The 25,768-nt window shown below is 68.3% G+C and carries 19 protein-coding genes; 3 read left to right on the top strand and 16 right to left on the bottom strand.

Features of this window, described 5'->3' with window-relative positions; translation table 11 throughout:
- Window position 1: 1 nt before the first annotated feature.
- Both ACW5DW_RS06355 and ACW5DW_RS06350 read right to left on the bottom strand, forming a co-directional pair.
- Window positions 2-739 (bottom strand): hypothetical protein, encoded by a 738-nt coding sequence (locus ACW5DW_RS06355; protein WP_457017913.1) that lies wholly within the window; start codon window positions 737-739, stop codon window positions 2-4.
- Window positions 736-1,563 carry a DUF2092 domain-containing protein gene (locus ACW5DW_RS06350; RefSeq protein WP_457017912.1) on the bottom strand — a complete coding sequence of 276 codons (828 nt, stop codon included), beginning with the start codon at window positions 1,561-1,563 and terminating at the stop codon, window positions 736-738. The genes ACW5DW_RS06355 and ACW5DW_RS06350 overlap by 4 nt, the downstream gene beginning before the upstream one ends.
- A 190-nt stretch (window positions 1,564-1,753) precedes the next feature.
- Here ACW5DW_RS06350 and ACW5DW_RS06345 point away from each other — a divergent pair, with 190 nt between their 5' ends.
- Entirely contained in the window at window positions 1,754-2,875 is a 1,122-nt protein-coding gene (locus ACW5DW_RS06345) for an AI-2E family transporter (protein ID WP_457017911.1), read from the top strand.
- Between the two features lie 38 nt (window positions 2,876-2,913).
- Here ACW5DW_RS06345 and ACW5DW_RS06340 read toward each other — a convergent pair whose 3' ends face one another.
- From ACW5DW_RS06340 to ACW5DW_RS06275, 14 genes are all read right to left on the bottom strand, one after another.
- Window positions 2,914-3,966: a DUF2955 domain-containing protein gene (locus tag ACW5DW_RS06340; RefSeq protein ID WP_457017910.1), complete on the bottom strand. Its 1,053-nt coding sequence runs from the start codon at window positions 3,964-3,966 to the stop codon at window positions 2,914-2,916.
- Window positions 3,963-5,126, bottom strand: a complete 1,164-nt coding sequence (locus ACW5DW_RS06335; protein WP_457017909.1) for an HlyD family secretion protein — start codon at window positions 5,124-5,126, stop codon at window positions 3,963-3,965. The genes ACW5DW_RS06340 and ACW5DW_RS06335 overlap by 4 nt, the downstream gene beginning before the upstream one ends.
- Before the next feature lie 11 nt (window positions 5,127-5,137).
- Entirely contained in the window at window positions 5,138-6,676 is a 1,539-nt protein-coding gene (locus ACW5DW_RS06330) for an efflux transporter outer membrane subunit (RefSeq protein ID WP_457017908.1), read from the bottom strand.
- A gap of 399 nt (window positions 6,677-7,075) precedes the next feature.
- Window positions 7,076-7,729, bottom strand: coding sequence for a response regulator transcription factor (locus ACW5DW_RS06325; RefSeq protein ID WP_457017907.1), 654 nt, complete (start codon window positions 7,727-7,729; stop codon window positions 7,076-7,078).
- The gene (locus ACW5DW_RS06320) at window positions 7,726-8,892 is read right to left on the bottom strand and encodes a sensor histidine kinase (RefSeq protein ID WP_457017906.1); all 1,167 of its coding nucleotides are present in this window, start codon (window positions 8,890-8,892) and stop codon (window positions 7,726-7,728) included. Before ACW5DW_RS06320 ends, ACW5DW_RS06325 begins: the two co-directional genes overlap by 4 nt.
- 168 nt (window positions 8,893-9,060) lie before the next feature.
- Window positions 9,061-11,277 (bottom strand): ATP-binding protein, encoded by a 2,217-nt coding sequence (locus ACW5DW_RS06315; RefSeq protein WP_457017905.1) that lies wholly within the window; start codon window positions 11,275-11,277, stop codon window positions 9,061-9,063.
- A 127-nt stretch (window positions 11,278-11,404) separates the two neighbouring features.
- Window positions 11,405-11,788 carry a response regulator transcription factor gene (locus ACW5DW_RS06310; protein WP_457017904.1) on the bottom strand — a complete coding sequence of 128 codons (384 nt, stop codon included), beginning with the start codon at window positions 11,786-11,788 and terminating at the stop codon, window positions 11,405-11,407.
- 122 nt (window positions 11,789-11,910) lie between these two features.
- Entirely contained in the window at window positions 11,911-12,603 is a 693-nt protein-coding gene (locus tag ACW5DW_RS06305) for a response regulator transcription factor (RefSeq protein ID WP_457017903.1), read from the bottom strand.
- 478 nt (window positions 12,604-13,081) lie between these two features.
- Window positions 13,082-14,104 carry an LLM class flavin-dependent oxidoreductase gene (locus ACW5DW_RS06300; protein ID WP_457018424.1) on the bottom strand — a complete coding sequence of 341 codons (1,023 nt, stop codon included), beginning with the start codon at window positions 14,102-14,104 and terminating at the stop codon, window positions 13,082-13,084.
- 11 nt (window positions 14,105-14,115) lie between these two features.
- On the bottom strand, window positions 14,116-15,231 hold the full coding sequence (locus ACW5DW_RS06295) for a Gfo/Idh/MocA family protein (RefSeq protein ID WP_457017902.1): 1,116 nt from the start codon (window positions 15,229-15,231) through the stop codon (window positions 14,116-14,118).
- A 48-nt stretch (window positions 15,232-15,279) separates the two neighbouring features.
- The gene (locus ACW5DW_RS06290; protein WP_457017901.1) at window positions 15,280-16,194 is read right to left on the bottom strand and encodes a 5'-nucleotidase; all 915 of its coding nucleotides are present in this window, start codon (window positions 16,192-16,194) and stop codon (window positions 15,280-15,282) included.
- Between the two features lie 84 nt (window positions 16,195-16,278).
- Entirely contained in the window at window positions 16,279-17,049 is a 771-nt protein-coding gene (locus tag ACW5DW_RS06285; protein ID WP_457017900.1) for an NAD kinase, read from the bottom strand.
- A gap of 115 nt (window positions 17,050-17,164) precedes the next feature.
- A complete protein-coding gene (locus tag ACW5DW_RS06280; protein WP_457017899.1) occupies window positions 17,165-22,141 on the bottom strand; it encodes an NAD-glutamate dehydrogenase in 4,977 nt (1,658 codons plus the stop codon).
- A gap of 154 nt (window positions 22,142-22,295) precedes the next feature.
- Window positions 22,296-23,444, bottom strand: a complete 1,149-nt coding sequence (locus ACW5DW_RS06275) for an acyl-CoA dehydrogenase family protein (RefSeq protein WP_457017898.1) — start codon at window positions 23,442-23,444, stop codon at window positions 22,296-22,298.
- A gap of 164 nt (window positions 23,445-23,608) precedes the next feature.
- Here ACW5DW_RS06275 and ACW5DW_RS06270 point away from each other — a divergent pair, with 164 nt between their 5' ends.
- Both ACW5DW_RS06270 and ACW5DW_RS06265 read left to right on the top strand, forming a co-directional pair.
- Window positions 23,609-24,538 carry an ArsR/SmtB family transcription factor gene (locus tag ACW5DW_RS06270; RefSeq protein ID WP_457017897.1) on the top strand — a complete coding sequence of 310 codons (930 nt, stop codon included), beginning with the start codon at window positions 23,609-23,611 and terminating at the stop codon, window positions 24,536-24,538.
- Window positions 24,539-24,563: 25 nt separating this feature from the next.
- The gene (locus ACW5DW_RS06265) at window positions 24,564-25,643 is read left to right on the top strand and encodes a homocysteine S-methyltransferase family protein (RefSeq protein ID WP_457017896.1); all 1,080 of its coding nucleotides are present in this window, start codon (window positions 24,564-24,566) and stop codon (window positions 25,641-25,643) included.
- Window positions 25,644-25,768: the final 125 nt, after the last annotated feature.

The following is a 25,768-nucleotide window of genomic DNA, read 5'->3' as shown; positions in this document are numbered from 1 at the left end:
GCTACGGTTGCACGACCACGTAGACCACGTCGTCGCCATGCATCTGCTGCTGGTAGTAGTATCCGCCGCAGTGGTAGTACGGCACGGCGTAGGAGTGCACTATCGGGCAGCCCGCGGGCACGGCGGCGTACATCGAACCGATCGCCATCGCGGTCCCGACGACAGCGGCGCCCAGTACGAGGCCGGCGCCGACGGGGTAGTTTCCATTGCCCCACCTTCCGTCGTAATCGCCGTCGACATCGATGTTCCAGTCGCCACGATCGATATTGATGTCGCCGGTGTTGATGCGGTTTCCGTTGTTGATGCGGTCGCCACCGGTCACGCGGTCGCCGCCCTGGATGCGGTTGCCGGAATTCGCGCGATCACCCGTGAAGCGGTCGCCTCCGTTGACGCGGTCGCCACCCTGGATGCGGTTGCCGGAGTTCGCGCGGTCACCCGTGAAGCGGTCGCCTCCGCTGACGCGTCCCCCCGCAGGTGCCCGATCGGCACCGGCCATGCGGTTGCCGGCACCTGCACGCCCGCCGCCGTTCATTCGCGCGCCGCGATTCATCGAGGCCCCGCTGATCGAGCTGCGTGCCATGCCGCCGCCACGCCCTCCACCGCCGCCAGCCCTGCCACCCCGCGCAAAGGCGTCCTCGGGAATCACCATGGCCGCCGCGGCGAGCAGGCACGCCGTGGCGAGCAGCCCGATGCGGAAACCCTGGCGATCTGCTTCCACCAATCGTCGCTGGACGTTCATTTGTCTTCTCCACTTGCGGCCAGATGCATCACCGACGGCACCTGCACCGCACCCGACGGCGCCACGAAGCGGAATGTGGAGGCAGGCATGCGGCCCTCCAGATTCCAGTCGAGGAGCGCCTGGTACTGCGGGTCACCGACTTGGTAGCGGGTGGTGATGACCAGTTTTCTCGGCAGCGCCTGCTCGCCCTTCTCGACCCACAATTGCCAGTCGACGGCCGGTTGCCGGAACGCCAGGTGGTCGGTCATGACCCCGTCCACCTCGCTGTCGCCGACGACGAGACCGACCTTGACATTGTCTGTGAGGCTGCCTTCGTTGCCCTGGTACAACAGGTCGATGAGTGGCATCTCGACTCCGAGGTCGATGAGTGCGACCACCAGCTCCGCCAGCGTGGGCGGCGCTTCGGTGGCAGCGTAGATGTTCATGTCTGGCACATGGGTCGTCAGCTGCGCCCCGTCGTAGACATAGGTGCGATTCTTGAGATCACCGCGAACCTCCACGCGCAGGCTCTTGGGCGCGTCCACCCACATGCGCGCCGTCTCTGTGTTCTGCAGCTTGTAGCCGAACGGCAGCACCTCGTCGCGGGTGATGCGTGCGGTCACTTCGTAGCTGCGCATGCGATCGAAGGTGGCCCGCATGCGATCGAGGACCGCCTGCGCGTCTGCCGTAATCACAACGCCATGCTCCAACGTGGCGGAGGCATCGGGCCGGGGAGAAGGCAGCGCGCTGTCCTGGGCAAAAGCGGGCGACAGCGGGGCGAGTGCAAGCAGCAGGCTGCGCCTGGCCATGACCCGCCAGCAGCAGTTCCGTTTCGGGACGGTCATCTCGCTCCTCCATCGTGGATGCCGTGGGCGGACACGCCCGCGGTACCAGGCGATTCCAGCATTTGCAGCCACGGAATTGAATTGTCCCGAAGGGCAACACTCCCGACACCAAAGGCGCCTTGCCGCATGCATGTGCCGGGCCTAGCGTGGCTGGGGGATCGCGCCCGGCACCCCTCCGGCTGGAATGACGATGTCGCCCATGCGCAGCTTCGAGAAGACCGTCTCGCCGGGACTGCTGGACGTGCTGATCCGCGCGGGTCTGATTGCCGTCCTGGCAATCTTCTGCTTCCGGATCCTGAGGCCGTTCCTCGACCTCATGCTGTGGTCGGTGATCCTGGCGATCACGCTGTACCCCGCGCACGGCTGGCTCAAGCGCAGGCTGGGCACCGGCGATGGCCGGAGTTCGATCCTGCTCGTGGCGTTGGTCCTGGCGGTGCTCCTGGTCCCGATTGACCTGCTTGGCCTGGCGATGGCGGAATCCATCCAGGACACCATCGCGTTTGCGCGCAGCGGCCGCTTCCACGTGCCTCCCCCAGCCGATGCAGTCGCTGGCTGGCCCGTCGTCGGCCCACGTCTGCACGCGCTGTGGCTGCAGGCCGCGACCGACCTGACCAGCCTCGCCCAGCGCTTTACGCCGCAACTCAAGGGCGCCACGCTGGTCGTGCTCGACCGGATCGCGGACATCGGGCTCGGCCTGGTGCTGTTCCTCGCCGCCGTGGTCGTCGCCGGCATCGTCATGGCCTACGGATACGGCTGTCGCCGCGCCGCCGTCGAGATCGCGTCGCGCATCTTCGGGCCCGGGCGCGGCGAGCCTATCGCCGTCCTGTGCACCGCCACGATCCGCGCCGTCGCGCTCGGCGTGGTCGGCATCGCATTCATCCAGATGCTGCTCATCGGAGTCGGCTTCGCCATCATGGGCATACCCGCGGCAGGCCTGCTCGCGCTTGCAGTGCTGCTGCTGGGCATCCTGCAGATTCCTGCGACGCTGGTCACGCTGCCGGTCATCGTCTACGTGTTCGCCAGCGAGGGCGCCAACGTGGGCACCATCGTGTTCGCTGTCTATGTCTTCCTGGCCGGCCTGGTGGACAACGTGCTCAAGCCACTCCTGCTTGGCCGCGGGGTGGACGTGCCGATGCCGGTGGTCCTGATCGGTGCGCTCGGCGGCATGGTCAGCAACGGGGTCATAGGCCTGTTCGTCGGGCCCGTGGTGCTGGCGGTCGGCTACCAGCTGTTCTGGCAATGGGTACGGCATCCGCCGGCCGATGCCGAACTCGCGCAGCTGCCGCCGTCGCCGGACGTGATCCCGCCATAGCCGTCCCTGGCGCCGAGGCGTGGGTCTCGGATCGGCAGTCAGCCCACCGTGTCGGCCGGGACCGGTGCATGACGGCCGAACGCGCGATGCCAGACCAGGGTCATCATCGCGACGGCAAACGCGCCGGCAATGGCGAACTGGGACAGCCGCGCCAGCCACACCGGCAGTGAGCCCGGCCCCGAGGCGATGGCCGAGCTGAAGATGATGAGCATCGCGTTGCAGGTGATTACCGCCACCGCGGCGGCGGCGCCTCCGGCAGCGATGCGCTGCCCGAAGCCGAGGGTCACCACGAACAGCATCAACGCGAGGAACGGCAGGCTCGGGGTGGTCAGCAGGATCGCATGCAGCAGCAGCCCGAGCAGACCACCGAGAAAGTTGCCGAGGATCATCGCCGACGCCTGCAACCGGCCGCGCCGCACATCGAAGTTGATGACGAGGATCACTGTCGTCACCAGGACCGGCAAGACGTCGGCCAGGCCGAACAGCAGGTACACCAGCATGACCGGCATGACGACCACGACGGACATGAGCGCCGACGCCACCGGTATCGGGCCACCCCCTCCGCGCGGAGCGACCGGGGAGCGCGCCGGTGGACATGTCCACACCGCATGGGTCACCCAGACGGCAAGGAGTGCGAGGGCCATGCCCCGGACCAGGGCGACCGGCAGCAGCGTGCCATGCGCCGGCGCGACCAGCACCACGACGGGGATGGTCGAGAGGCACAGCAGCAGGAGCGTGAACGGCAGGGCGGGCCGGCCGGCCGCGATCGCGAGAAAGGACAGGAACATGATCAGGGCCACCAGCCCGAACAAGGCGAGGGGGATTCCGCGCAGGAGCGTCGCAAGCACGAATGACAGCGCGGCGGCCGCCGCCATCGTCAACACCAGCGCCACACCCATCTTCAACGGCGGCCGCATGGGCAGGTTGGCCAGCAACACGCAGGCCAGCACCGGCGCGAGGAACGTCGGTGCCCATTGCATGGCTTCGCAGGCCACGAACGCGCCGGTCACGCCGGTGGCGAAACGCAAGGTGGCATGCACGCGCGCATCTGCGCGACCGTTTTCGATCGTTGTGCTGGAAGCAGGGCTCACTGCAGGTAACTCATCACGGCGACAATCCGGATCCACGCGCGCGCCAGCAGATTGAGCAGCGAGCGCTCCCTGGTCAGGACGACGACATTGGCCTGCGCGCCACTGCGCCCGGGCGGCAGCGCGTCCGCTTGGTTCGCGGGCGGATCGACCACGACGCGCACCGGAAAGCGCTGCGGTTCGCGCAGCCAGCCGGCCGGTGCGTCGACAGTGGGGAGTTGGCCGGTCGGCGCCTCACCGCCCTGCGCGATCCCCCAGCCCACGCTTTCCACCCGCGCCGGGAAGACCCGCCCGGGCCGGTCGTCGAAAACGACATAGGCACGCGCGCCGGAGGTGATATTGCCCAGCTGGTTCTCGCGCATCGCCGCGGTAAGCCAGCGTGGACCGTCGGCGATGAAGCTCAAGACCGGCTGGCCACGGCTCGCGAATTGACCTGGCGCCAGGCGCAGGTTGGTGACGGTGCCGTCCGCGGGCGCGAGCACGCGGCTGTGGCGCAGGTCGAGCTGCGCCTGCTCGACGGCTGCGAGCGCCTGGCGTACCTGCGGATTGCCGTCTCCGGCTTCGCCCAGGCGGATGCGTGCACGTTCCGCCTCGGCCTGTGCTCGCCTGATTTCGGCACGGGTCCTGGCGATATCCGCCCGCGCGCGGATGGCCGAGGTTTCCGACAGCGCACGCTTGGCCGACAGTCCCAGGACGATGCCGCCAAGCTGTTGGCTCGCCGCCAGGTGGACACGCTGGCCCTGCAGTTGCGCATCGGCCACGCGCACGTCCGCCGCCGAGGAACGGGCGGCCTGCTCCGCCAGGGCGAGGTTGGCCTCCGCGGCGCGCAGCGCGATCTCGAACGGCAAGGGATCGACCTGGAACAGCATCTGCCCCTGTTTCACGGGCTGGTTGTCGCGGACGCCCACTGCCACGACGGGCCCGCTGACCTGGGGGGCGACCTGGACCAGGAACGTGTCGATCGTCGCCTGCGAGGTGTAGGGCGTGAGGCGGTCCGCGAACAGGTGATAGACGAACATGACCAGCAGGACGCCCAGCGTGATCCGCACGATCCTGCCGACACGCCGGGCACTTGCAGCGGCATCGCTGGCCCCTGTATCAGGGGGTCGGGCCGCGCCTGCGGCATCGGCGGCGGGGGTGCTGGTTGGTTGCTCGGTGGGCATCTGCGGTCCTGTCATTGGCAACAGCGAGGAGCCGCGTATACGGCGGACCGGCCTGCAGTCCCGGCGGGGTCTGGCGCCCCACGGCCGTCTGGGTGCGACGAGTGGACCACGCTGCCGACCCAGTCCCCACCCAGCGCGCGGTACAGATCGACGAGGGCGCGATGACCGTCTCCACGCGCCGTGCTCAGCGCCAGCTCCGCTGAAAACAGGCTGCGCTCGGTATCCAGGACTTCCAGGTAATCGGCGTAGCCGTTGTCGTAGCGCTCGCGCGACAGCTCCACCGCGCGCTGCAACGCCGCCACGCGTCGTTCGAGCGAGGCGACCAGATCCCTCGCCGCACCGATGGAGGCCAATGCATCGTCGACGTCGCGAAACGCGTTCTGCACGGTCTGCCGATAGATGGCAACCGCCTGTTCGCGGCGCGCAGCCGCCTGCCGGTTGGCCGCGTCGATGGCGCCGCCCGCAAAGATCGGCCCCAGCAACTGCCCGACGAAGGACCATGAACGCGCGGGTCCCGAGAACAATGCCTCGAGGTCGCTGCTGGCGCTGCCGCCGGACCCCGTCAGTGCGACGCTCGGAAAGTAGAGCGCCCGGGCGGCGCCCACCAGCGCGTTCGCCGCGACCAGCTGCTGCTCGGACTGCAGGATGTCCGGACGGCGTTCGATCAGCTCGGACGGCAGCCCGGCGGGCACCGGCGGTGCGACGAGCGACTGCAACGAGCCGCCGCGTGCGATCGGTCCGGGATTTCGTCCAACGAGGACGGACAGGGCGTGCTCCTGCTGTGCGAGTGCCTGGCGCAGACCGGGCATCGACGCCACCGCGGCCTCGTACTCCGCCGTCACCTGCAGCATCTCGAAGTCCGACACCGCACCGCCGTCGAGCCGCAGCTGGAAGACGTCCACCGTAAGCGCGCGCCCTTCGACGGTCGCTTCAGCAATCTCAAGGCGACGGTCGAGGTCCAGTAGGGTCACGTAGCCGGACACGATGGACGACACCACCGTCAGCGCGACTCCGAGCCTCGCCTGTTCGGTTGCCAGCAGGTTGGCCCGCGCCGCCTCGTCCTCACGGCGGATGCGGCCCCACAGGTCGAGTTCCCAACTCGCCGAGAGCAGGGTCGCGAAGTTTCCGGCAGTCACGCCGCCGGCCTGCTGGCGACCCGCGGCGACGCCATAGCCGACCTGCGGCAAGCCTTGCGCGCGCGTCGCAGCGACGCGCGCCGCGAATTCATCGACGCGTGCCGTGGCGACGCGCAGGTCGTGGTTGGCCGACAGGCCTTCGCCCACCAGGACGTCGAGCTGGACATCGCCGAAGCCCAGCCACCAGGGCGGCATCTCCGCCAGTGTCGGGACCGGACCCGCGCCGACCGTGGTGTCTTCGTCGAGGCGGTAGCTGTCGGGTACGTCGATCGAGGGCCGGACATAATCGGGTCCGGAGACGCAACCCGCCATGGCGCCGGCAAGCACGGCGATGGCGAGGCCAGGCCAGCAGAACACCCACGCCGCGACGGCCCGGGGCTCCATCTGCGGTCCATGGGCAGCCGGGTCAGCCATCGGACATCCGCCGGGGTTGCGACGGCGGTCGCGGGAGCACGGCACGACTGCCGCGCCAGGCGGAAAGGAACTGTTCCTCGATGATCAGGGGCGAGTCGATGGCACTGAGCATGTGAATACGCTCGTCAAGTGAGAGATCGTGTTCCGCATGACGTGCTCCCTGAAGGCCGGCGGGCACCACGGGGTGGTGCTTCCGGAAGATGACCCGGTTACCGGCAACCGGATCGACGTACGTTGCAACAGCCGGGGCGGTGCGCGCTTGGTGCCGGAGCTGCCATCTGGCGTCCTGCTACGGCATTCTGGTGGGAAGCAGAAGCGTCCGACATTGGCTTTCGGGGAAGGAGGCTTGCCCTTTCGGGCAACGGGTACCCCACGGCCGATCCAGGCAGTGCCGTCCGGTCAGGCCGTAGATGTAGCCACCGCCATGAGGGGGAGAGTCCTCGCGGGGTTCTGTTGCAGGTATACGGCGCGGTGTACCAGCTCGGCTACCGAATGTACGTCCATCTTCTCCATGACCTTCGCCCGGTGCGCTTTGACCGTGCGTTCGCAAGTACCGAGCGACGCCGCGATCTGCTTGTTGAGACGGCCCGTGGCGACTTGCGTGAACACTTGTTGTTCACGACTGGTAAGCGTCTCGAACCGGCGCAGGATGTCCTGCCGCGCCAGCCTTTCCGCGCGCCGCGCCGCATCGCGTTCGAGGGCAGTCGTTACGGCGGCGAGCAAGATCTCGCGGTCGACGGGCTTGGTAAGGAAATCCACGGCGCCGCGCCTGAGGGCGAGTACGCCCATCGGAATGTCGCCGATACCTGTCAGGAACACCACGGGCGGAGAGCCCGGACGGCCCGCGAGCGCGAGTTGGAGATCGAGTCCACTTGGTCCGGGCATGTCAACGTCGAGCAGCAGGCAGCCCGGGCGGTCGTCGGTCCACGTGAGCAGGAACGCGCCCACCGAGCCATAGACCCGAACTTCGAAGCCCAGCGCACCCAGCAGGCGACCAAGAGCTTCGCGCATCGGAGCGTCGTCGTCGACGACATGGATGACCGCATCGCTCATTGCCATGTAGCACCTCTTCCAGCATGGATTTGGCGGGGACGTGCCGTGACGGGGTGAGTTGGTGGGCATGCACCACCCCAGGGATCACCTTCGACACTTCGCAGCGTGCCGCAGGTCGCCGTGCGCGCGAGGCCGCCGTCGTGGGACGAAGGCACACTCGCGCCACGCCAGGTCGGCAATGTGATGGAGACGCGTGCGCCGGCGAATGGATCGTTCTCCGCACGGATGCGGCCTCCATGCGCCTCGGCGATCGACCGAGCGATTGACAGTCCGAGGCCCATGCCATGCGGCTTGGATGTATGACACGAGGTGAAAAGATGCTCGAGCTGCCCCACCGGGATGCCATGGCCGGGATCCACGACGGTGATCTGCACTTCGCCACGTGCCGTCGGCGCGACAACCACCTGGATCGGGCGTCTCGGGGAATGCGGTTGCTCGCCGAGGTCCGCGGTCTCGGTGGCATCCATGGCGTTCGAGAGCAGGTTGATCAGGGCCTGCTCCAACAGTGCCCGGTTGCCGCAGACCTGCGAGCTGGTCGCAGCCAGTTCGACGGCGACTGCTATCCGCCTGCGACTTGCATCCGGCTCGAGCAGCGCGACCACGTCGCGGGCGAGCGCATTGGCGTCGACCTGTGCCGATGCCATGTCCTGGTTTCGCACCAGGCTGCGCACGTGCCGGACCACGCCGCTCGCACGCAGGACATCGCGCCGGATATCGGACACGATCCTGCGGATTTCGTCCATCGGCGGCCGCGCTCCTTCCAGCATGATTTCGGCGGCATCCGCATTGCCGAAGATCGAACCCAACGGCTGATTGATCTGGTGTGCGATGGACGCGGTGAGCTGGCCGACGATCGACAGCCGGGCCGCATGCGCCAACGCCTGTCGCTGCCGTTGATCCGCCTGCTGACCCCTCGCCACGATGCCTGCCAACTGGCCGGCTGCGCTAAGCATCACCGCAACGATGATGCACGGCAACGCAACAGTGGCAGGCAAGCCGAGCGCCGCGGGAGCCAGGGCCGCACCTGCCACGGCCAAGGCGATGGTCCCGAGCCAAAGGTGGTGGCGCATACCCGTGCAGCGAACGAAGACCAACATGTGCTGCGTTCCGGCCATCGCCAGGACGCCGGCAAGGACGAACCAAAGGTTGCTGATCGTCTCCATGGCGCTCCTTGCGTTGGCGGCCGGATGTCCCGATGCCCCTGCACCATCCCGCATCCTGGTTCCCGCAGCACGCGGTGTCATGGCACCAGCAAGGCACCATCGCTTCAATTGGCCCTTGGTCGCATTGGCTGGGCAGGAGACTGATCATGGGCGACGCCTCCCGGCCCTTCAGCGTGGCGAATCCGCGGTGCCGTGCAGCGGGAGGCTGAATGTCACCGTGGTCCCCGATCCGGCGTTGTTGGTCGCCCAGATGAAGCCGGCGTGGGCTGAGAGAATCGTCCGGCACACAGCGAGGCCGAGCCCCAGCCCGTCCTCCTTTGTGCTGACAAACGGCGTGAAGATGCGATCGAGGTCATCTTCTGGAATGCCACCACCGATGTCGCGAACGGAGGTTTCCACGCGACCGTCGTCGGACAGGACGGTGCTGACCACGAGCCTTCGCGGACGCCGCACATCGCGCATCGCATCGCAAGCGTTGACGACGAGGTTGATCAGCACCTGCTGGAGCTGGACCTTGTCGCCGCAGACCTGGGGCAGCATCTTCGCGAGGTCCAGTCGCACCATGACGCCTCGCCCCAGCAGGTCGCTCTGGAGGATCCGGACTACATCGACAACCACACCATTCATATCCAGCTGGCGGAAGTCCGAGCTCTCCTTGCGCAGGAGCGCGCGGAGGCGGCGGATCACGTCGCCAGCGCGCTTGTCGCTCTCGACAATGTTGGCCAGCCCCTCCCGCACTTCATCGAGGTTGGGGGGCACGTGGTCCAGATAGCGGATCGCGGCCTGCGCGTTCGCGAGGATCGCGGTCAGTGGCTGGTTCAGTTCGTGGGCCAGCGATCCGGACAACTCGGCGAGCAGGACCACGCGCGCCAGGTGCGCCAGCTCGTCGCGCTGCAAAGCCGACTCGCGTTCCATCCGCATCCGCTCACTCAGGTCGATCACCGAGAGCAGCGCGGATCGCCCGGACGCCGTGGACATCGGGGTCCTGGCAACGTCGATCGGAATCTCGGTCCCGTCCTTCCTGATCCCGAACATGCCGCGGCCTTCTCCCACAACCAACGGCATCGGCATGAAATCGGGCATGTTGGCCTCTGGCGTCCGCCGCACGCTTGCCGGCACCAGCAGGTCGATGCACTTGCCCAGTAGCTCGTCGCGCGTATAGCCGAACATCGATTCGGCCTGCTGGTTGGCCAGGGTGATGGCGTCGGCCATATCCACCACCAGCAGTGCCATCGGCGCCGCCTCGACCACGAGACGAAAGTGTTCCTCGGCTTCTTTGCGTTCGCTCACGTCGGCCAGCACACCGTTCACGCGGACGGCAGTTCCAGATTCGAAGTCCGCCTGTCCGCGCAACGCGATCCAGCACATCCGGCCTACAGGTGGATGGAAGCGGAATTCGTATCGGATCTCGTCGTCCCCGCCCCTGGCTTCCAGACTGCACACCAGGCCCGGGCGATCCTCGGCGTCGACGCCCTGCACGAACCGCTGCATGTCCAGTGGAGCGTCCTCCGCAAAGCCCAGCAAGCGATGCGCGTGGTCCGAGAACCAGGATGTGCCGCGGGCGATATCCCAGCTCCAGAGTCCGACGCCGGCCGAGCGCACGGCCAGGTCTATCCGGCGCTCGCTCTCACGCAGGTGTCGCTGCGCATCCACCAGGTCGTGGGACAGCTGCGACGCACGCAGCAGGTTGCCCCCGAGTTCGTAGCTCATCGCCATGACCACCAGAAGGAAGGCCGGGCTGAACATCAACGGGCCACGTACGTGCCCGTGGACCACGGCCCAGGTCCACTGCGTGGCCAGCAAGGTGAACACCACCATGCCGCCACAGACGACGAGCACGCGTCTGCGCTCCGCGGGACACCCCCGCTGCCACACCTCGACGATCGCACTCAGCAGGAAAAGCGCGAGGAGGATCGAGTTGAGATGGCCCAGTGCCATCCAGGGATTGGCGACGACGTCGAGTGGAACGGGAATGTGGGTGCCATCCCCGATGGGCAGGCGCTGCAGGCTGCCGACCTCGAGGTAGTTGAGGTTGCCGGCGGAGAGGAAGTTGACGACAAGACAGGCCAGTCGGGAGACGCATGTGACCGCAGCAAGGAAGCGGCTGCCCGCACGAAAATAGACGAGCACGAAACCGACCATTGCCAACACCAGGACGGCCACCGGAACGTGCGCCCAGCGCACCAGGCGCATGTACTGCGCTGGCGCGTCGACGTGCATCATCCGCAGTTCGATGATTGCGATGGCGCCGACCGCGATTGCCGTGAGCGCGAACAGGAGACTGGCGATCTCGCTGCGCCGCTTCAGCCAGATGACGACATGGACGGCCGCGAGCGTCAGGCACGCGGCGCTGATCATGGGCCACACGAAGTCGATCCAGCTCACGCCTGGCATGGCAGCACCGGTCAGCAGTCTTCCTCGCCGAGTATGGCCCCTGCCGATGGACGTGTGTCCACCCCGGACAGGCCCTATGGTGAACAACGGATCCCGCGTCCGCCAGCGGACGCGTCGGCTAGTTGAAGTGCACGGGGTCGTCGCCGCCGCCACTGGTCACCCAGTCGATCGCGTCGAGCAAGGCCTGGTCGTCGACGGGCTTCCGCAGGAACATCCGCGCGCCCAGGCGCCGCGCCAGGGACCGCGTCTCATCGTCGTCATGTGCCGAGACGGAGATGACCGGGACGTGCAGCTTTCGCCGATTCATCAGCTCCTGCACCTGCGTGCCGGTGATGCGCGGCATGGTGATGTCCAGCAGGACGCAGGCGCCGGGGCCATCGACGACGTCGGCGAGAAAACGTTCGGCCGACCCGTAAGGTCTCGGATCCAGTCCCGCGGAGCGCAGCAGCCTGACGAACGCCTCCCGCACCGCTGCGTCATCGTCGACGACGTACACGATCATGGGTTGCCCCTTGTCGGATGTGCTGGGCATGGCGCGGAGCCTGCTCCGGTTCGGTCCTTGGCTCGCGAGCGCGTCCAGGCCGCGGCGATTGGCACCGGCGGTACACCGATACCGCACCTACCCTAGGCCCAACGGGTTCCTGCAAGAATGGGACCTAGAGGCGCCCCTTCGCTGCCCATCGGGGCAGGCAAAGGTGGGCTCCAGCCGCAGTGTCCGACCGCGTCGCACCGCCGCACCAGTTGCGCGACCGAGCGCACCTGCATCTTCTGCATGACGCGTCCGCGATGGACCTTGACCGTCTTCTCGGCGATGCCGAGGTCAGCCGCCACCTGCTTGTTCAGCCGTCCCGCGATCACGTGATCCATGACCTCCCGCTCCCTCGGCGAGAGCGTGGCGAGGCAGTGGTTGATCTCGTCCAGTTCCCGCTGGACTGCCCACCCGTCCCGCTGCTGTGTGATCGCCCGGTCGATCGCGGCGCCAAGTACCGCCTCGTCGACGGGCTTTTCCAGAAAATCCAGCGCGCCGTCCTTCATGGCACGCACGCCGGCGGACACGCTGCCCTGGCCGGTCAGGTAGATCACCGGCAGGTGCAAGTCCAGCGCCCGCATCCGGGCATGCAGTTGCGGCCCGCTCATTCCCGGCAGATTGATATCGAGGAGAAGGCAGCCCCCGGCTGCGGGGGGGCCGTCCAGCAGGAATGCGTCGGCGTCGGGATATGCGCGGACGTCGTGGCCGAGTGAGCGCAGCAGGCGCGCGAGCGCGTCGCGGACCTCGCCGTCGTCGTCGATCACGTAGATCGTGGTTCCGGTGTCCAAGCCTTCGCTCCCGGGACCCGTGCCCGTGGGGGGCGGGACTGATGCACGAATACGCCCGTACGGCGTGGGTTGCAAGTCCCCCTGGGCAGTGCGCCGCGCCACCGGCGCGTCAGGCTTCGAGGCTGGCATAGGTCGCAATCCACCGTAGGAGGTGCCGCACGCCTTCGCCGACGCAGTCATAGATGCGATGCGGCCTTAATGCAACGCTGAAAAACTGCCATTTCGAGCGTAGCGAGAAATCTATGTTATTGATTTTTCGAGATTCCTCACTTCGTTCGGAATGACAAACCGGACTTTTTCAGCATTGCCCGAATCGGGTGTGGATTCCCGAGACGGATGTCACGTGAGCGGCGGCGCCTCAGCCTCAGCAATGGACGATTGCCATCATGCATAGCAGCGGTGCAACGTTGCTATCAGCGTCGACATCTCAGCGGGTTGTCAGCGCAGACAACGACGGCGCGGCTGACGTGGGGCGCCGCTACGAACCACCGCCATGAGCGGACATCAGCGACTGCGGGTGCACTCCCGCGATCTCCGCGGTCATCTGGAACGAGCGCAGCCTTGCCTCGAAATCGAACACGTCCGAGACCACCATCAGTTCGTCCGCGCCGGTGCGTTCGGTCAGCGCCTGCATGCCGGCGCGCACCGTGTCCGGGCTGCCGATGATGCTGTGCGCCAGCATGCTCGAAGCCTGCACTTTCTCCTGCGGGGTCCAGTAGGCCTCGATGTCGTCGATCGGCGGCTGGGTGAGGCCGCGGGTGCCGCGGAAGATGTCGGTGAACGACATCTGCTGGCTGGTGGCCAGGTGCCGCGCTTCCGAATCGGTGGGTGCAGCGACGATGTTCACGCCCACCAGCGCGTAGGGCCGGTCGAGCTGCGCCGACGGTTTGAAGCGCTCGCGGTAGATGGCCAGCGCCTGGTCCAGTGCCTGCGGCGCGAAGTGCGAGGCAAAGCCGAACGGCAGGCCGAGCTCGGCCGCGAGCTGGGCGCCGAACAGGCTGGAACCGAGGATCCACAGCGGCACTTCGGTGCCCGAGCCGGGCACCGCCTCGATGCGCTGGCCCGGCTGCACCGGCGCCAGCCAGGCCTGGAGTTCCTGCACGTCCTGCGGGAAGTTGTCGGAATTGCCCGGCGGGCGGCGCAGCGCGCGCAGTGTCAACTGGTCGGTGCCCGGCGCGCGGCCGAGGCCGAGGTCGATGCGGCCGGGGAACAGCGTCGCCAGCGTGCCGAACTGCTCGGCGATGATGTAGGGCGCGTGGTTGGGCAGCATCACCCCGCCCGCGCCGACGCGAATCTTGCGCGTGCCGGCGGCGACGTGGGCGATCACCAGCGAGGTCGCCGCGGTGGTGACCGCCGGCATGTTGTGGTGTTCGGCGATCCAGAAGCGCTGGTAGCCCCAGTCCTCGGCCTGGCGGGCGAGTTCGCGCGCCTCGTCGAGCGCGGTGCGGCGGTCGCCGCCTTCGCGCACGCGGCCAAGTTCGAGGATCGACAAGCGCGGCATGGCTTGGGTATTCATCGGGACAACTCCGGAGAGACTGCGCCTGGCGTGTGCGAGGCGGCACTGCGTTCGATCGCATCAAGGGTTTCGTGCAGCGCGACCGCGTCGTTGAAATCGGGTGCGGATCGCGTGCCCGTGCGGATGTCGGCGGCCACCAGCGCATAGATGCGGGCCACGTTGCGGGCCATCACGTCCTCCGGCCAACCCTCGTAGGCGCTGGCGGGCGGCATCAGTGGCACCAGCTCGGTGGCACCGCCGCGTGCGCCGCGCACCGAGAGCTGCGTCAGCTGGGCGTGGCCGCTGGCCGCGGTCACCTGGATGTCGCCTTCGGTGCCATTGATCTCCCATAGCAGGTTGATGCCGCGCGAGACGCCACCGCGGTAATGGATCGAATACGCCGCGCCACTCTCGAGGGTGCCCTGCACGAGCACCTGGTCGGGCGTGGTCCTGGCGATGGTCTCGTCGCTATCCGTGACATGCGTGCTCGTGCGACGGACGATCAGCTGCGCGGAGATGCTCGCGAAGCCGCCGAGGACGTCGCGGACGCCTGCGAGTGTATGCCCCAGCGGAATGCTGAGCAGGGTGGCCCCGTTGCGGACATCCTCGAGATAGGCGTGGGCGGCATCGGTCTGCCCGGTCCACTGGCCACCGTTGCCGATCAGCGTCGTCGACAGCACCTGGCCGACATAGCCATCGGCGATGAGCTGTCGCAGATGCTCGACCTCGGGCGCGACGCGCATCTGCGTGCCGACCGCGGCGACCACGCCGCGGGCCTGCGCAAGCTCGGCCAGTTCGCGCGCCTCCGCAAGGCCGTTGCCGAGCGGCCATTCGCAATAGACATGCTTGCCCGCGTTCAATGCTGCGGTCACCAGTGCATGGTGATGCGGCACCTTGACGGTGATGACGACCAGGTCCACCTCCGGCGACGCCACCAGCGCCTGCGCGTTCTCGAAGGCATGGCGCAGGCCGAACGCCTCTGCGGCACGTTGGGCGCTGGCAAGGCTGGTGTTGGCAACGCCGACCACTTCGTAGTCGTGCGCAAGCGCCGCCAATGCGGGCATGTGCGCCATCGCGGCCCAGTGGATGCCGGGATTGAGTCCGATGATGCCGACGCGGATTCGCTTGTTCATGGAGAACTCCCGATAAAGGTGGGAAGACAGGCTTCGTGCCGACCCGACCTACGCGTTCGACACTCCATGCGGCACATGCCCTGCCAGCACGTGCTGCCTGGCGCTGTCGATGTTGTGTCGCGAGTCGTCGAAGAAGATGTCGGCGCCGAAGGCTTCCAGGAACGGGCCCTTGGCGCGGCCGCCGAGGAACAGCGCTTCGTCCAGGCGCACGCCCCATTCGCGCAGGGTGCGGATCACGCGTTCGTGTGCGGGCGCCGAGCGGGCGGTGACCAGGGCGGTGCGGATCGGTGCCGCCTGGCCGGCGGGATACGCGGCCTGCAGGTCGTGCAGCGCGGAGAGGAAGGCGCGGAAGGGGCCGCCGGACAGGGGTTCGCGGGCGCGCTCGATCTCGTGGAGGTGGAAGGCGGCGATGCCGCCCTCGCGCGAGACACGCTCGCCTTCGTCGCCGAAGATCACCGCGTCGCCGTCGAAGGCGATGCGGATCTGTTCCTTGGGCAGGGTGCCAGGGCGGTCGCGCTCGGGGAGGATGGTGGCGGCGGCGACGCCGTTGGCCAGGGCCAGGCGCACCGACTCGGGATTGGCCGAGAGAAACAGCTGCGCGCCGAAGGGACGGATGTAGGTCCAGGTGGGCTCGCCGGAGGTAAAGGTGGCACGCGCAATGTCGAGCTTGTGGTGCTGGATGGAGTTGAACACGCGCAGGCCGGTGTCGGCGGAGTTGCGCGAGAGCAGGATCACCTCGACGCGCGGGGCGTCGGCCGGTGCATCGACGTTGAGCGCGAGCAGCTTGCGCACCAGCGGGAAGGCCATTCCGGGTTCGAGGATCTCGTCCTCGCGGCTGCGCTGGTATTCGGCGTAGCGGTCGATGCCTTCGCGTTCGAACAGGTCGTGGCTGTCCTCGAGGTCGAACAGCGCGCGCGAGGAGATCGCGATGGTGAGGACGGCGACGGGTTCTGTTGCTGGCATGGGGGGAGTATGGCGCGGGGGCGTCGCGGGGGGTGAGATGGGGCGGCCGCGCTCCTCCGCTGGCGTGAGCAGGAACGGCGGGGTTCAGGCCTCGAACTGCTCGCTGAGGATGCGTTCTTCGAGGTTGTGTGCAGGGTCGAACAGCAGGCGCACGGTGCGTTCGCGGGATTCGCGGATCATCACTTCGACCACGTCGCGGACTTCGTGCGAGTCGGCGGTGGCGCTGACCGGGCGCTTGTAGGGATCGAGCACGCGGAAGCGCGCTTCGGTGTCGGACCTGAGCAGTGCACCGCGCCAGCGACGGGGACGGAAGGCGGCAATCGGGGTGAGCGCGATCACGTTGGCACCCAGCGGCAGGATCGGGCCGTGCGCGGAATAGTTGTAGGCGGTGCTGCCGGCCGCGGTGGCCACCATCACGCCGTCGGCGATCAGTTCGTCCAGACGCAGCTTGCCGTTGAGTTCGATCGACAGGTGCGCGGCCTGGCGGGTCTGGCGCAGCAACGAGACCTCGTTGTAGGCAAGCGAACCGACGGTGGCGCCCGATTCGGTCTGGGCGATCATCTCCAGCGGATGCAGCACGGCCGGTTCGGCGGCGGCGATGCGCTCGAGCAGGTCGTCGATGCGGTACTGGTTCATCAGGAAGCCGACGGTGCCCAGCTTCATGCCGAACACCGGCTTGCCGAGGCTGCCGTGGCGGTGCAGGGTCTGCAGCATGAAGCCGTCGCCGCCCAGTGCGCACAGCACGTCGGCGTCGTCCGGCTCGCACTGGCCGTGCCGCTCGACCAGCGTGTCCAGCGCGGCGCGTGCGTCGTCGGTCTGGCTGGCGAGAAAGGCGATGCGGGGCGTCGTGCTCATCGGCGGCTCCTGCGCGTGTGACCGTGCAGGATAGCGCGGAGGGAGCGATGTCGCTGGGACGGCCGCGCGCGGCATTCCCGCATCCGGCCGCGGCATTGGCCGCGGCCGGCTTTGGTCAGCCGCGCTGGGCCAGCTGCGACAGGCGCTGGACGGCGACCGAGACGGTCGGGTAGTCCACCGTCTTGTGCGCCGCAAGTTCCGCCAGCATCGCCAGGGTGAAGCGCAGCGCCGGGTCGTCGCGCTCCAGCCAGTTGCGCACCTTGGCCTCGGCGTTGTTGCCCGGGCACTCGAGCACCTGGCCGACGATGATGCGCTGTTGCGCGGCCAGTTCCTCGCGCAACGCGCCGCGTGCGACGGCATGCCAGCGGCCGTCCACTTCCAGCGCGTCGATCTGACGGGTCAGCCACGGCACGCGCAGCGCCTCGCCGACACGGAAGTGCAGCTTGGCCACGTCCATGGGCTTGCGCTTGCGCTCGGTTGCCAGCTCGATGATGTCGGCGCAGGGCTCCAGGTACGGCAGCGCGGCGAGTTGCCCGGCCAGGTCAGCCGGCACGCCCTTGCCGAGCCAGTCGGCCAGGCTGGCCTCGTACTCGGGACGCATCGAGTCGGGCAGGATGCTTTCGCCCGCACGGATGTCGCGGAAGCCGTTGTGGTATCGATCGACGGCGGTGGTGATGTCCGGGATGGCGCCGGCGCGGGAGAGCAGCCAGCGGGTGAACGAACGCTGCAGGTTCCAGATCACCAGCAGGGCGTCGATCTGCACTGCCTCGGCGACCTTGCCGTCAAGCGCATCGATGGCGATCCACAGCGGGCGCGCCTCAAAGGTTTCGCGGGTGATGGTGAAGGCCTTGGCGACCTCGCCATAGCTGCGGCCGCTGTCTTCCTGCATGCGCAGCAGGAAGGTCGCGCCCATGCGGTTGATCATCGTGTTGGTGACCGCGGTGGCGATGATCTCGCGCTTGAGCCGATGCTCCTCCATCGCCCCGGCGTACTTCTTCTGCAGCGGCTGCGGGAAGTAGCGCTGCAGCTCCTTGGACAGGTACGGGTCCTCGGGCACGTCCGAGCGCAGCAGTTCGTCGAAGGCGACCAGTTTGGAGTACGACAGCAGCACCGCCAGTTCCGGCCGGGTCAGTCCTTCGCCGCGGCTCTTGCGATCTGCGATCTCCGCGTCGGAGGGCAGGTACTCGATCTGCCGGTCGAGCAGGCCCTGCTGCTCGAGCGTGCGGATGAAGTGCTGCTTGGAGCCCAGCCGCGACACGCTCATCCGCTCCATCAGGCTGATCGCCTGGTTCTGGCGGTAGTTGTCCCACAACACCAGCTGCGCGACCTCGTCGGTCATCGAGGCCAGCAGCTTGTTGCGCGCGTCCATCTTGAGCTTGCCGTCACGCACCTGGGCGTTGAGCAGGATCTTGATGTTGACCTCGTGGTCGGAGGTGTCGACGCCGGCCGAGTTGTCGATGAAGTCGGTGTTGAGCAGCGCGCCGTTGCGCGCGGCCTCGATGCGGCCGAGCTGGGTCATGCCCAGGTTGCCGCCCTCGCCGATCACGCGGCAGCGCAGGTCGCGGCCATCGACGCGGATCGCGTTGTTGGCGCGATCGCCGACGTCGGCGTGCTGCTCGACGCTGCCCTTGACATAGGTGCCGATGCCGCCGTTCCACAGCAAATCGACCGGCGCCCTGAGCACCGCCGACAGCAGTGCGTTGGGCGCCATCGAGGTCGTGCCCTCGGGCAGGCCCAGCGCCTCGCGCGCCTGCGCCGAGATCTCGATCGACTTGAGCGTGCGCGGATACACGCCGCCGCCCTTGGAGATCAGCTTGGCGTCATAGTCCGCCCAGCTCGAACGCGGCACCTTGAACAGGCGCGCGCGCTCCTCCCAGGAACGCGCCGAGTCCGGGTCCGGGTCGATGAACACGTGGCGGTGGTCGAACGCGGCCACCAGGCGGATGTGCTTCGAGAGCAGCATGCCGTTGCCGAACACGTCGCCGGACATGTCGCCGATGCCCACGCAGCTGAAGTCCTGCGACTGCGAGTCGTGCCCCAGCGCGCGGAAGTGGCGCTTGACCGACTCCCAGGCGCCGCGCGCGGTGATGCCCATGCCCTTGTGGTCGTAGCCCACCGAGCCGCCCGAGGCGAAGGCATCGTCCAGCCAGAAGCCGTAGTCGCGGGCGATGCCGTTGGCGGTATCGGAGAAGGTGGCCGTGCCCTTGTCGGCGGCGACCACCAGGTACGGGTCGTCCTGGTCGTGGCGCACCACGTCGCGCGGCGGCACGATCTCGCCTTCGACGATGTTGTCGGTGATGTCGAGCATGCCGCTGATGAACAGCCGGTAGCAGGCGACGCCCTCGGCGAACAGCGCATCGCGGTCGCCGCCCACCGGCGGGCGCTTGACGATGAAGCCGCCCTTGGAGCCGACCGGCACGATCACCGTGTTCTTCACCATCTGCGCCTTGACCAGGCCCAGCACCTCGGTGCGGAAGTCCTCGCGCCGGTCGGACCAGCGCAGGCCGCCGCGCGCGACCGGGCCGAAGCGCAGGTGCGTGCCTTCGATGCGCGGGCCGTACACGAAGATCTCGCGGTAGGGCTTGGGCTTGGGCAGCTCCGGCACGTTGGCCGGATCGAACTTGAAGGCGATGGTTTCCATGCAGCTGCCGTCGCCGGCGCGCTGGAAGTAGCTGGTGCGCAGGGTGGCGTCGATCACGCCCATGAAGCTGCGCAGGATGCGGTCCTCGTCAAGGCTGGACACGTTGTCCAGCAGCGCCCTGAGCGCGCGGCGCACCGCTTCGGCGCGGGCGTCGCGATCGAGGGCACGTGCATCGACCACCGGCTGCAGCACGGCGCGGATCGCGTCGTCGCCGCCGACCAGTGCGCGCAGCTGCGCGGCCAGGCGTTCGGCACCGGCAGCGGCATCCGCACTTCCGGTGCCGGGGTCGAAGCGTGCCTCGAACAGCTCGACCAGCATCCGCGCAATCAGCGGATAGCGGACAAAGGTGTCCTCGACATAGCTCTGCGAGAACGGCACACCCACCTGCAGCAGGTACTTGGCGTAGCCGCGCAGCAGCGCGACCTGGCGCCAGGTCAGCGATGCGCCGAGCACCAGCCGGTTGAGGCCGTCGTTCTCCGCATCGCCGCTCCAGGTGCGCGCGAAGGCCTCGGTGAAATCGCTGCCAACCTGGCCGACGTCGAGCCCGGCTGCCGCGGTTTCCACCTCGAAGTCCTGGATGTACAGCGGCGCGCCGTCGCACTCGAGACGATAGGGATGCTCGGTGACCACGCGCAGGCCGAGGTTCTCCATCAACGGCAAGGCGTCCGACAGGGCGATGTCGCCGCCGCTGCGGTACAGCTTGAAGCGCAGCGCGGTTTCGCCATCGGGCGGGGACGGCAGATGCTGCAGCGACAGCTCGAGGGCGCTGTCTTCCCCGAGCGCCGCCAGGCGCTCGACGTCGTCGGCGGCGATCTCCGGCGTGGCGCTTTCGATATAGCCCGCCGGCAGTGCGCGGCCGTAGCGATTGGCCAGTGCCAGGCCGCGCTCCTCGCCCTGGCGCGCGACCAGCGCATCGCGCAGGTCCTCCTGCCAGTTGCGCACGATCGCCGCCAGCTCGCGCTCGAGCTGGGCCTGGTCGACCTGGACCTGCTCGCCGCTGCGCGGCCGCACGATCAGGTGCACCTGCGCCAGCGGCGATTCACCGATCGCCACGTTGGCATCGACGTGGTCTGCGTGCAGCACGCGCCGCAGCATCGCCTCCACGCGCCTGCGCACCTCGGTGCTGAAGCGGTCGCGGGGGATGTACACCAGCACCGAATGGAAGCGGCCATAGCGGTCGCGGCGCAGGAACAGGCGGCTGCGCACGCGCTCCTGCAGGCCGAGTACGCCGGTGGCCAGGCGGTAGAGTTCATCCTCGGAGGACTGGAACAGCTCGTCGCGCGGCAGCGTCTCGAGGATGTGCTTGAGCGCCTTGCCGCTGTGCCCGTTGGGCTCGAGGCCGGAGCGGCTCATCACGTACTCGTAGCGCTCGCGCACCAGCGGGATGTCCCAGGGACGGCGGTTGTACGCGGCCGAGGTGTACAGGCCGAGGAAGCGCTGCTCGGACACGGCGCGGCCATCGGCATCGAAGCCGAGCACGCCGATGTAGTCCATGTAGCCGGGACGGTGCACGGTCGAGCGTGCATTGGTCTTGGTCAGCACCAGCACCTCGCCCTGCCCGCCGGTGCTGATGTTGTGCGCGGCCAGCGACTTGAGCGGGCGGCCCTTGCCGTCGCCACCGCCGCGCAGCAGGCCCAAGCCACTGTCTTCGACCGGCACCAGCAGCTCCTGGCCGCCCTTGCGCCGCAGTTCGTACTCGCGATATCCGAAGAAGGTGAAGTGGTCGTTCGCGGCCCAGCGCAGGAACTCCTGCGCCTCGTTGCGCGCGGCGTCGCCCACCGGCAGGCGCCGGCTGCCCAGGTCGGCGGCCACCTCCTGCATCCGCTCGCGCATCACCGCCCAGTCCCGGACGATGGCACGCACGTCGTCCAGTACCTGGCCGACGGTGGCCTCGATCGTCGACATGCCCTCGCCGGTCTGGCGGTCGATCTCCAGGTGCATCACCGATTCGGCCTGCCCCTCGCCCACGCCGGCCAGGCGCCCGGCCTTGTCGCGCGCGATCTGGATCACCGGATGGCCCAGCACGTGCACGCCCACGCCAGCCTCGGCCAGCGCCATGGTCACCGAATCGACCAGGAAGGGCATGTCGTCGTTGACGACCTGCAGCACCGTGCGCGGCGAGTCCCAGCCGTGGCTGTCGCGGCTGGGGTTGAACAGGCGCACGAGCGCCGTGCCCGGCCTGCGCTTGCGCGCGAACTCGAGCAGATCCAGGGCCAGCGCGGCCCAGGCTTCGGATGCGTGCGCGGGCAGTTCGTCCTCGGTCATGCGGCGGTAGAGCGCGGCGGCGAAGGCACTGGCGTCATCGCCGCCGGCCTCGCCCGCGCGCTTGCGGATCGCATCGAAGATCGGCTCCAGCACGCCGGCTGCGCGCGCCTGCGCGCCTGCACGGGATGCCGGCTGCCTGCCTGCACGCTTGGCTGCCGGGGTCTTGCCGGGTTTTGCGGGTGTCATGACGGACGGGCTCCGGATGGAGTAAGGCCCGCGTTCTCACGCGGGCCGGGGTGGGTGGCGCGCCCGCTGGGGGGCGCGCCGCGAAAACTGTCGGGGGCTGCTGCGCCGCGTACCACGGCGCCAGGGTCTGGTTCGGGAATGGCCATGATCGTGCTCAGCGCAGGCCGGTCTCGCTGCGCGCGATCACCAGCCGCTGGATCTCGCTGGTGCCTTCGTAGATCTCGGTGATCTTGGCGTCGCGGAAATAGCGCTCGATCGGCATTTCCTTCGAGTAGCCCATGCCGCCGTGGATCTGCACCGCCTGGTGCGCGATCCACATCGCCGCCTCGGAGGCGGTGAGCTTGGCGATCGCGGCCTCGGCCGAGAACTTCTTTCCCTGGCCCTTGAGCCAGGCCGCGCGCAGCGTCAGCAGCAGCGACGCGTCGAGCTTGCACTTCATGTCGGCGATCTTGGCCTGGGTCATCTGGAAGGTGCCGATGGCCGCGCCGAACGCCTTGCGCTCCTTCACGTACTCGATCGTGGCCTCATAGGCGGCGCGGGCGATGCCGATCGCCTGCGAGGCGATGCCGATGCGGCCGGCGTCGAGCACGCCCATGGCGATCTTGAAGCCCTGGCCTTCCTTGCCCAGTACCTCGTCGGGCTGGACCACGTAATCGTTGAACTCGATCTCGCAGGTGGCCGAGGCGCGGATGCCGAGCTTGGGCTCGGTCTTGCCGCGGCCGAAGCCTTCGCGGTCCGCGTCGACCAGGAATGCGGTGATGCCGCGCGCGCCCTGCGCGGGATCGGTCATGGCGAACAGCACGATGTACTTGGCGACCGGGCCGGAGGTGATCCAGCTCTTCTTGCCGTTGACGAGGTAGGTGCCGTCGTCCTGCCTCACCGCGCGGCAGCGCATGGCGGTGGCGTCGGAGCCCGACTGCGGCTCGGTCAGCGCGAAGGCGCCGATCTCGGCCCCTTCGGCGATCGCGCGCACGTACTTCTGCTTCTGCGCCTCGCTGCCGTGGATGAGGATGCCATTGCAGAACAGCGAGTTGTTGACCGACATGATGGTCGAGTGCGCGGCATCGCCAGCGGCGATCTCGACCATGGCCAGCACGTAGGAGACCGGGTCCATGCCGGCGCCGCCGTATTCGGCCGGCACCTCGATGCCCATCAGCCCGTTCTCGCCGAGGGTGCGGATGTTGTCCAGCGGGAATTCGCCGGTGCGGTCGTGGTGCTCCGCGCTGGGCGCGATCTTTTCCTGCGCGATCCGGCGGGCCACATCCTGGATCATCAGCTGTTCTTCGTTGAACCCGAAATCCACGGCGCCCTCTTTTGTTTCCGGAGAAACGTAATTGTAGCCGGGGCCACCAACGAACCCTATGTGCTTTTCTTCACCCGGCCTGCGACAAACGGCATAACCCCTCCGGCTTGACGCACGACAGCGCTGCCGTGAGAATATCTCTATATCGCGATATGGAGATATTAATGGACCTCGACGCCTGGTCGGCGCGGCTGAAGGTGCTGGCAGACCCCACCCGCGTGCGCCTGCTGGCGCTGCTGGAGGGCGAGGAACTGACCGTCGCCGAGCTCTCCGCGATCACGCGGCTAGCCCAGCCGCGTGTGTCCACCCACTTGGCCAAGCTCAAGGAGGCCGGTCTGGTGCGCGACCGCCGCGCGGGCGTGTCGGCCTACTACCGGTTCGACGACGAGGCGCTGGAGCCGCCCCAGCGGGCGCTGTGGCAGGCCCTGTCCACCGGCACCGACGATCCGCTGCTGCGCCAGGATGCCGAACGCGTGGCCAGCGTGCTGGCGATGCGCGCGGCCGATCAGAACTGGGCCGATTCGGTGGCTGGCGACATGGAGCGCCACTACTCGCCCGGCCGCACCTGGGAGGCGATGGCGCGCAGCGCGCTGCCGCTGCTGGAAACCGGGGACGTGCTCGACATCGCCTCCGGCGACGGCGTGCTGGCTGAACTGCTGGCGCCGCACGCGCACCGCTACGTCTGCGTGGACAGCAGCAAGCGCGTGGTCGCGGCCGCGGCCGAACGCCTGCGCCGCTTCCGCAACGTCGAGGTGCTCGAGGGCGACATGCACGCCCTGCCCTTCGCCGAGGGCGAATTCGACCTGGTGGTGCTGATGCATGCGCTGACCTATGCCGACAAGCCGGCGCAGGCGGTGGCGGATGCCGCGCGCGTGCTGCGCCCGGGCGGACGCCTGCTGCTGTCGAGCCTGGCCCGGCACGAGCACCAGAACGTGGTCCAGGCCTACGGCCACACCAACCTCGGCTTCGGCGAGAAGGACCTGCGCCGCTTCGTCGCGCGCGCCGGCCTGGAGCTGCTCAACGCCGAGACGGTGACCCGCGAGAAGCGGCCGCCGCATTTCGAGGTGATCTCGCTGATCGCCCGCAAGCCCTGATCGCCATCGCCGCACGAGGCCCCACATGCACACCCTGCCCTGGCTCCATCCCGACCGCGTCGCCCTGCTGGAGGCCGCGCTGCGCGAGCGCATCCTCGTCATCGACGGCGCGATGGGCACCATGATCCAGCGCCACGAGCTGCAGGAAGCCGACTATCGCGGCGAGCGCTTCGTCGACGGTTATGACAGCACCCGCGAGGCCCCGGCCGCCGGCGGCCACGACCTTCGCGGCAACAACGACCTGCTGTTGCTCACCCGTCCCGACCTGATCGCCGGCATCCACACCGCGTATCTCGAGGCGGGCGCAGACCTGCTGGAAACCAATACCTTCAACGCGACCTCGGTCAGCCAGGCCGACTACCGCCTCGAGCACCTGGTCTACGAGCTCAACTGCGAAGGCGCGCGCATTGCGCGCGAGTGCTGCGACGCGGTGGAGGCGAAGACGCCGTCACGCCCGCGCTTCGTGATCGGCGTGCTCGGCCCGACCAGCCGCACCGCCTCGATCAGCCCCGATGTCAACGACCCGGGCTTCCGCAACACCAGCTTCGACGAGTTGCGCACGACCTACCGCGAGGCCATCGATGGCCTGATCGACGGCGGGGCCGACACGCTGATGGTCGAGACCATCTTCGACACGCTCAACGCCAAGGCCGCGCTGTACGCGATCGAGGAAGCCTTCGACGATCGCGGCGGGCGGCTGCCGGTGATGATCTCCGGCACGATCACCGACGCCTCGGGCCGCACCCTGTCCGGGCAGACCGCGGAGGCGTTCTACGCGTCGGTCGCGCACGGCCGCCCGCTGTCGGTGGGCCTGAACTGCGCGCTGGGCGCGAAGGACCTGCGTCCGCATGTGGAGACACTGGCGACGGTGGCCGACTGCTGGGTGAGCGCCCATCCCAACGCCGGCCTGCCCAACGCCTTCGGCGGCTACGACGAAACGCCGGAGGAGACGGCCGCGGTGCTGCGCGAGTTCGCCCAGTCGGGACTGCTGAACCTGGTCGGCGGCTGCTGCGGCACCACGCCCGACCACATCCGCGCGATCGCGGACGCGGTCGCGGGGCTCGCGCCGCGACGGCTGGCTGCGGACGAGGCTTTGGCAGCGTGATTTTTTGCCACGGATTGACGCGGATACACGCGGATAAGGCGAACAGCTGGTCCAGCGCCGATGCCGCGGTCTTGCGCGGCGCGCGCCACGTTGGTGGCCATCCCCCCCTCTCCTGCCCTATCCGC

The sequence above is a fragment of the Luteimonas sp. A482 genome (assembly GCF_054072655.1).
This window is presented reverse-complemented; position numbering and strand designations above follow the sequence as displayed.

Coding starts and splice junctions, on each gene's coding strand:
- ACW5DW_RS06270 (WP_457017897.1), top strand. CDS start 23,609: ATGGACCTCGACGCCTGGTCGGCGCGGCTGAAGGTGCTGGCAGACCCC.
- ACW5DW_RS06310 (WP_457017904.1), bottom strand. CDS start 11,788: ATGATCGTGTACGTCGTCGACGATGACGCAGCGGTGCGGGAGGCGTTC.
- ACW5DW_RS06300 (WP_457018424.1), bottom strand. CDS start 14,104: ATGCCGCGCTTGTCGATCCTCGAACTTGGCCGCGTGCGCGAAGGCGGC.
- ACW5DW_RS06280 (WP_457017899.1), bottom strand. CDS start 22,141: ATGACACCCGCAAAACCCGGCAAGACCCCGGCAGCCAAGCGTGCAGGC.
- ACW5DW_RS06330 (WP_457017908.1), bottom strand. CDS start 6,676: ATGGCTGACCCGGCTGCCCATGGACCGCAGATGGAGCCCCGGGCCGTC.
- ACW5DW_RS06290 (WP_457017901.1), bottom strand. CDS start 16,194: ATGCCAGCAACAGAACCCGTCGCCGTCCTCACCATCGCGATCTCCTCG.
- ACW5DW_RS06320 (WP_457017906.1), bottom strand. CDS start 8,892: ATGGAGACGATCAGCAACCTTTGGTTCGTCCTTGCCGGCGTCCTGGCG.
- ACW5DW_RS06355 (WP_457017913.1), bottom strand. CDS start 739: ATGAACGTCCAGCGACGATTGGTGGAAGCAGATCGCCAGGGTTTCCGC.
- ACW5DW_RS06295 (WP_457017902.1), bottom strand. CDS start 15,231: ATGAACAAGCGAATCCGCGTCGGCATCATCGGACTCAATCCCGGCATC.
- ACW5DW_RS06345 (WP_457017911.1), top strand. CDS start 1,754: ATGTCGCCCATGCGCAGCTTCGAGAAGACCGTCTCGCCGGGACTGCTG.
- ACW5DW_RS06350 (WP_457017912.1), bottom strand. CDS start 1,563: ATGACCGTCCCGAAACGGAACTGCTGCTGGCGGGTCATGGCCAGGCGC.
- ACW5DW_RS06335 (WP_457017909.1), bottom strand. CDS start 5,126: ATGCCCACCGAGCAACCAACCAGCACCCCCGCCGCCGATGCCGCAGGC.
- ACW5DW_RS06285 (WP_457017900.1), bottom strand. CDS start 17,049: ATGAGCACGACGCCCCGCATCGCCTTTCTCGCCAGCCAGACCGACGAC.
- ACW5DW_RS06325 (WP_457017907.1), bottom strand. CDS start 7,729: ATGAGCGATGCGGTCATCCATGTCGTCGACGACGACGCTCCGATGCGC.
- ACW5DW_RS06265 (WP_457017896.1), top strand. CDS start 24,564: ATGCACACCCTGCCCTGGCTCCATCCCGACCGCGTCGCCCTGCTGGAG.